General features: G+C 60.5%; 6 protein-coding genes and 1 pseudogene. 5 read left to right on the top strand and 2 right to left on the bottom strand.

Going from position 1 to position 6,114, the window contains the following annotated elements; genetic code table 11:
• Positions 1 to 376 (bottom strand): transposase (locus tag CAK78_RS07420; RefSeq protein WP_141214145.1); only part of this gene is annotated, 376 nt, incomplete at its 3' end.
• A 215-nt stretch (positions 377 to 591) separates the two neighbouring features.
• Between CAK78_RS07420 and CAK78_RS07415 the strand changes: the two genes are divergently transcribed.
• The 4 genes from CAK78_RS07415 to CAK78_RS07400 all read left to right on the top strand — a co-directional run bounded on the left by CAK78_RS07415 (position 592) and on the right by CAK78_RS07400 (position 4,301).
• On the top strand, positions 592 to 2,430 hold the full coding sequence (locus tag CAK78_RS07415) for a bifunctional metallophosphatase/5'-nucleotidase (protein ID WP_094696862.1): 1,839 nt from the start codon (positions 592 to 594) through the stop codon (positions 2,428 to 2,430).
• An 86-nt stretch (positions 2,431 to 2,516) separates the two neighbouring features.
• Positions 2,517 to 2,858 (top strand): DUF2956 domain-containing protein, encoded by a 342-nt coding sequence (locus CAK78_RS07410; RefSeq protein WP_017784369.1) that lies wholly within the window; start codon positions 2,517 to 2,519, stop codon positions 2,856 to 2,858.
• Between the two features lie 124 nt (positions 2,859 to 2,982).
• The gene (locus CAK78_RS07405) at positions 2,983 to 3,318 is read left to right on the top strand and encodes a hypothetical protein (RefSeq protein WP_005303968.1); all 336 of its coding nucleotides are present in this window, start codon (positions 2,983 to 2,985) and stop codon (positions 3,316 to 3,318) included.
• Positions 3,319 to 3,431: 113 nt separating this feature from the next.
• Positions 3,432 to 4,301, top strand: coding sequence for a tetratricopeptide repeat protein (locus CAK78_RS07400; RefSeq protein WP_094696861.1), 870 nt, complete (start codon positions 3,432 to 3,434; stop codon positions 4,299 to 4,301).
• A gap of 91 nt (positions 4,302 to 4,392) precedes the next feature.
• On the opposite strand, the pseudogene CAK78_RS07395 reads toward CAK78_RS07400, so the two are convergent.
• Positions 4,393 to 5,779 (bottom strand): annotated as a pseudogene (locus CAK78_RS07395) (sigma-54-dependent transcriptional regulator).
• 94 nt (positions 5,780 to 5,873) lie between these two features.
• Between CAK78_RS07395 and CAK78_RS07390 the strand changes: the two are divergent.
• Positions 5,874 to 6,114 (top strand): transposase (locus CAK78_RS07390; protein ID WP_141214144.1); only part of this gene is annotated, 241 nt, incomplete at its 3' end.

Here is a 6,114-nt window from a genome sequence, read left to right as displayed (position 1 = left end):
GCAGCAGCTTGTGCTTGAGCATCCAGGCGGTGTCATATTTGACGCCCAACTGGCGCTTTAGCTCCATCGCTGACAAACCTGTTTTGGTTTGTGACAACAGGTGCATCGCCAGAAACCACTTGGTCAGCGGGAGCTTGGTGTTTGCGAAAATAGTGTTCCCAGTCAATGACATCTGGTGATGGCAGTGATTGCATTGCAGCACGCGTGGCCGACTTTTCAGGTGACAACAGGTCTTGTTGGCACATTCAGGGCAGACAAAGCCGTGAGGAAAACGCCAAGTGAACAACGCGTTTTCGCACTGAGCTTCAGTGCCATAGTCCTTGAGAAGCTCAAACAGGCTGTAGCCTTTCTGGAATTGGACTTTGCTTTTGGCCATGATCTCGCTCCTCGATAACTGTGCATAAGATCAGTATAGTTCGGGGTGACTGCTAATCATGGGTAATCAGGAACGTTTATTTGCTTTATTAATGTGCAGTAGCTCAAAGGAATCAGCTCTGTTTATTTCCAATTATTACTTTTTGCCTAGAATCGCCACACTCCTGTCATGCAGGAACGATATACAGGACTATAACAACAAGAGGAATATTACCGATGAAGAAGACGCTACTGGCCGTCACCGTCTCTATTACCCTGTTCGGGCTGACCGCCTGCAATTCAGAAAACAGCAGCAAGGAACATATTCCGCTGGATCTGACCATTGCCCACATCAATGATACCCACGCCCACCTCGACCCGACCGAAAATGCCTTGGCGATCCAGCCCACCGGGCAGGAGCTATTCAAGTTCAACGCCAAGCTGGGCGGCTATCCGCGTCTGAAGTTCAAGCTGGACGAGCTGCGCAGCCAGGCGGCCAGCGAAGGCCGCAACTTCATGGTGCTCAACGGTGGTGACGCCTTCCAGGGCACCCTCTACTTCACCCAGTTCAAGGGGGAAGAGGAGTCCCGACTGCTCTCCGACATGGGTATCGATGCCATGGTGCTCGGCAACCATGAATTCGATCTGGGCAACCAGGCAATTAAAGACTTCGTCTCACGGGTGAATTTCCCGGTATTGGCTTCCAATATGGTGAAATCCAGTAGCGCCACCCTGAAGGACAGCGAGAATATTCACGAATATGTCATTAAGGAAGTCAATGGCGAGAGCGTGGGTATTTTCGGACTGGTGCTGGAAAATATGCATGATATTTCCTCACCGGACAAAGACACTCAATTCCTGCCGATGATTGAGACCGCCCAGAAAATGGTCGATACCCTCAAGTCCAAGGGGGCCAACAAGATCATCATGGTCACCCATATCGGTCTGCAAAATGACCAGGCGGTCGCCAAGGCCGTCAACGGCATCGACCTGATCGTCGGCGGTCACTCCCAGACCTTCCTCGGCGACATCACCGAGCTCAACAGCATCGGCTACACCGCCCACAACCAGAACCCCGCCGACGACAACACCTATGCCCAGATCGTCAACAACCCGGACGGTGGCAAGACTTGTATCGTGCAGGCCGGCGAATGGGCCAAGGGCTACGGCCTGGTCAACGTCTCCCTGAGCAAGGAAGGCGAGCTCACCAAGTGTGAAGGGCGCAACACCCTGATGACCGGCGACGACTTCACCAAGGAAGTGGCCAAGAAGAAGGTGCCGCTGAGCGGCACCGAGCAGACCAACGTAGTCGACTTCATCAGTAAGTCTCCGGTCATCGAGATCGTGCCGGAAGACACCGCCATGCGCGACGTGATCGACACCGAGTACAAGCCGGCCGTGGCCGAGCTCGAGGCCAAGATCATCGCCGACGTGCCGACCAAGCTGCCCCACGTGCGCGTGCCGACCACCCCGGACGGCGCCGGCCTCATCGATCCCCTGGTGGCCGAATCCCTCTACTGGAAGCTCAACAAGCTCAACACCAAGGTGGACTTCACCATCCAGAACGCCGGTGGCGTGCGTGCCGACGTGAACGCGGGCCCGCTCTCGGTCGGTTACGTGATGGGGACCCTGCTGCCGTTTGGCAACAAGATCGCCGCCTTCAACCTCAAGGGCAAGGACGTGCGTGCCACCCTGGAGTACGCCGTTGACTACTCCATCGGTCTGGAGACCGGGATCGCCGCCTCCAGCGGTGCCTTCCCCTACGTCGGCCACCTGAGCTACACCTACGACGGCAAGCTGGCCAAGGGCTCCCGCATCACCAAGCTGGAGATGCTGGACGCCAACGGCCAGTGGCTGCCGCTGGATGACGAGAAGGTCTACCGCGTTGGTGCCAACACCTACATCGCCTCCGGCAAGGATGGCTACAGCGGTCTGCTCAAGCGCGAAGAGCTGCCCAACAAGGGTGACTACGTCGACTCCGGCGTGGGCGAGAACGAGATGTTCATGGAGTACGCCGAGTCCCAGGGCACCCTCAATCCGCTGCCCTATGCGACCGTGACCTACTACAAGCCCTGATCCGGCTCACAAGCTGTTGCAACGGCGCCTGAGGGCGCCGTTTTTATGGCATACTCCCCGCCAATCGATGCCGAGGAGACCCTTTGATGGCGAAGTACGACAAGATTTCCCCCGAGACCCAGCAGGAGGCGATGAAAATTGCCCGTGCCAACCAGAAACCGGGACAGACCAAGGAGCAGACCCAGCTGATCGCCCAGGGGATCCAGAAAGGCATAGACGAATACAAGAAGCAGATGAAGGCGCGGGCCCGCGAGGCCAATCGCCAGAAAAAACTGCAGGCCAAGGCCAAACAGTCTCACCCAGCGCAGCAGGATGAGGAGCAGGACGACATCGTCGAACTGGTGGAAGTGACCCGCCAGCATCCCCTGCCCTGGCTGCTGCTGGGATTGAGCTGGCTTGGCTTTGCCGCCTGGTTCTGGCTGCGCTGAGACGTCGCCAGCAAACCTTTGCCTGGGATCTTCTTCACAGCCCGGGCCCTTGTGGCTGGTCATCCCGGCTGCGGGCTGATTAAATCCGCCACTGCTGTTTACCCCCTTTTTCAGGATACCCGTTATGAACCCGGCTCCCCTCTACCTGTTGGCCCCCCTGGTGCTGTTTATCGTGACCCTGCTGCTCTATCGCATCTCGCCGCTGCGCGCCGTTGCGGCCGGCAGCGCCCGCTGGTTCATCCTGCCCGCCTTCACCCTCTTCATTCTGCTCATCATCATCAATGGTGCGGCAGACCCCAGCCTGCGCAACCCGGCCTTCCACTGGCTGATGCCGGGGCTCGGCTTTGCCCTCAGCCTGTTTCCGGCCCTGCCCAAGGCACTGGTGCCGCGCCTCGCCATCAAGGAGGGAGCCTTCGCCGCCCTCGGCCTGATGCTGATGAGCCTGGCCATGGTCTACTGACCGGCTGGCTACTGCCGTTGCCATGACTCAAGGGGCGCTCTGTGACGAGGGCCCCTTGTACATACAATGGCTTGCAGGCATCTTGGTGAAAGGATCGCCAGCAAGGAGGCCAGATGGACAATCCGCCTGATTTCATGGCGCAGTGGGATTACAAGGACCCCGCCGCCACCGCCCTGCGTTTTCATGCTCTGTTGCCCGAGGCGCGCGCCGCCGCCGATCTGCAATACGAGCTGGAGCTGCTCACCCAGATAGCCCGCACCCATTCGCTGCAACGCCAGTTTGCCGAAGCGCACCAGTTGCTCGACGAGATAGAGCCCCGCCTCACCGAGGCGACCCCGCGGGCCCGCCTGCGCACCTTGCTGGAGCGCGGCCGCACCTTCAACTCCGCCGGCGACAAGGCCAGCGCCAGGGCGCTGTTTGAACAGGCCTGGCAGCTTGGGCTCAAACACAAGGAGCTCTATCTCGCCATCGATGCGGCCCACATGGTGGCCATCGCCGCCCCGCTGGAGGAGCAGAGCCGCTGGCATCAGCTGGCGATGGAGCTGGCGGAGCGCAGTCAGGATCCAAAGGTGCGCGGCTGGCTCGCCACCCTCTACAACAATCAGGGCTGGACCCTGTTCGAACTGGGCCGGCTGGAAGAGGCCCGCCAGTGCCAGCAAAAATGCCTGGCCTGGCACGAGCAGCACAACAATCAGGCCAAGGCCTTTATCGCCCGCTGGAGTCTGGCCCGCCTGAGCCGGGCTCAGGGGCAACACGAACAGGCCAGGGCCGAGCTGACCGAGCTGAAAGACGACATGGCTGCCGCCGGCGCGCCCGAGGATGGCTATGTGTTCGAAGAGCTGGGGGAGAATGCGCTGGTGCTGGATGATCCGGCCGCCGCCGAATACTTCGCCCGCGCCTGGTTTCTGCTGTCGCAGGATCGCTGGCTCAAGGCCAACGAGGCAGAGCGGCTGGCCAGGCTCAAGGCACTGGGCAAGCTCTAGCTAGCTAGCCAACCATCACCAACAATGCAGCGGGGCGGCCAATGGACCGCCCCGCACGCTTTGTCACCCTCGAGAGGCTAACCCCGAGACGTCAGGCCAGGCTCGCCTCCTCCCAGCCCTGTTTCTTGCGATAGATGGTGGAGGGGCTGATCTCCAGCAGGGCCGCCGCCTTGGGAATGTTGCCGTCACAGCTGGCAATGGCCTGCTCTATGGTCTCTTTTTCCACCAGCCAGAGCGGGCGGATCGGGGCATTGGACACCACAGGCTCGGTGCTGCCGACCGGCGCCGGGGCCGATACCGCCAGCGGCAGGGCCCCCCGGCTGCCGTTGAGGGGCGGCGGCAAGATGTCAGGGCTCACCAGCTCGCGATCGTTGAGCACCACTATGTTGCGCACCACGTTCTGCAGCTCGCGCACGTTGCCGGGCCAGGGGTAGTCGAGCAGCACCCGCGCCGCCTCGGCATCGAAATCCTTGAAACGCTTGCTCTCTTCCTTGGCGTAGCTCTGCAACAGGTTGCGCGCCAGCAGCAGTATGTCCTCGCCCCGCTCGCGCAGCGGCGGCAGGCTCAGCGGGATCACGTGCAGCCGGTAGTAGAGGTCCTCGCGAAAACGCCCTGCTTTCACCTCCACCAGGGGATCCCGGTTGGTGGCGCAGACGAAGCGCACGTCCACCGTCTCCAGCTTGCCGCTGCCGACCCGCTGCAGGGTGCCGGTCTGGATGAAGCGCAGCAGCTTGCTCTGCAGGTCAAGATCCATCTCGCAGATCTCGTCGAGAAACAGGGTGCCGCCATCCGCCAGGCTGGCCGCCCCCTTGCGATCCCCCTGGGCGCCGGTGAACGACCCCTTCACGTGACCGAAGATCTCGCTCTCCATCAGGTCGTGGGGAATGGCGGCGCAGTTGAGGGCGATGAAGGGTTGCTCCCGACGCGGACTGCACTGGTGGATGGCCTCGGCGCACACCTCCTTGCCGGTGCCGCTCTCGCCGGTGATGAACACGGTCGCCTTGCTCGGCGCCGCGCTCTCTATGATGCGATAGACCGCCTGCATCGGCATGGAGGCACCGATGAAACCGGCAAACGAGCTGCGCTCGAAGTTCTCCCGGTACTGGGCCACCAGCGAGCTGAGCTGCTGGTGCTTGAAGGCGTTGCGGACGGTGGCGCACAGCCGCTTGCCGTCAAACGGCTTGGTCAGAAAGTCGAAGGCACCGAGCCGCATCGCCTCCACCGCCACATCCACCGAGCCGTGGGCGGTGATCACCACCACAGAGCAGGGCAGCTGCTGTTCGGTGATCTGCTGCAGAATGTCCATGCCGGACATGTCGGGCAGCTCGAGATCCAGCAGCACCACGGGGGGCGGGCTGCTCAGCAGCTGGGCCAGGGCCTGCTGGCCGCAAGCCATCCTGGGCCAGATACTGTTCATAGACCACTGCCAGACTGCGGGTATCTTCCACCAGCAGGACTCGGGGTTTGCTTTCCGCCACGGCGCTATCCTTGCAATTGATTTCCTGATTACCCATGATTAGCAGTCACCCCGAACTATACTGATCTTATGCACAGTTATCGAGGAGCGAGATCATGGCCAAAAGCAAAGTCCAATTCCAGAAAGGCTACAGCCTGTTTGAGCTTCTCAAGGACTATGGCACTGAAGCTCAGTGCGAAAACGCGTTGTTCACTTGGCGTTTTCCTCACGGCTTTGTCTGCCCTGAATGTGCCAACAAGACCTGTTGTCACCTGAAAAGTCGGCCACGCGTGCTGCAATGCAATCACTGCCATCACCAGATGTCATTGACTGGGAACACTATTTTCGCAAACACCA

This window comes from Aeromonas sp. A35_P (assembly GCF_002259925.1).
Taxonomy (GTDB): Bacteria; Pseudomonadota; Gammaproteobacteria; order Enterobacterales; family Aeromonadaceae; genus Aeromonas; species Aeromonas dhakensis.
The sequence above is the reverse complement of the archived record's forward strand: the minus strand, read 5'-3'. Positions and strand labels throughout refer to the sequence as shown.

Excerpts from the sequence above, each read along its gene's own strand:
- CAK78_RS07405 (WP_005303968.1), top strand. The coding sequence starts at position 2,983 with ATGAACCCGGCTCCCCTCTACCTGTTGGCCCCCCTGGTGCTGTTTATC.
- CAK78_RS07415 (WP_094696862.1), top strand. The coding sequence starts at position 592 with ATGAAGAAGACGCTACTGGCCGTCACCGTCTCTATTACCCTGTTCGGG.
- CAK78_RS07400 (WP_094696861.1), top strand. The coding sequence starts at position 3,432 with ATGGACAATCCGCCTGATTTCATGGCGCAGTGGGATTACAAGGACCCC.
- CAK78_RS07410 (WP_017784369.1), top strand. The coding sequence starts at position 2,517 with ATGGCGAAGTACGACAAGATTTCCCCCGAGACCCAGCAGGAGGCGATG.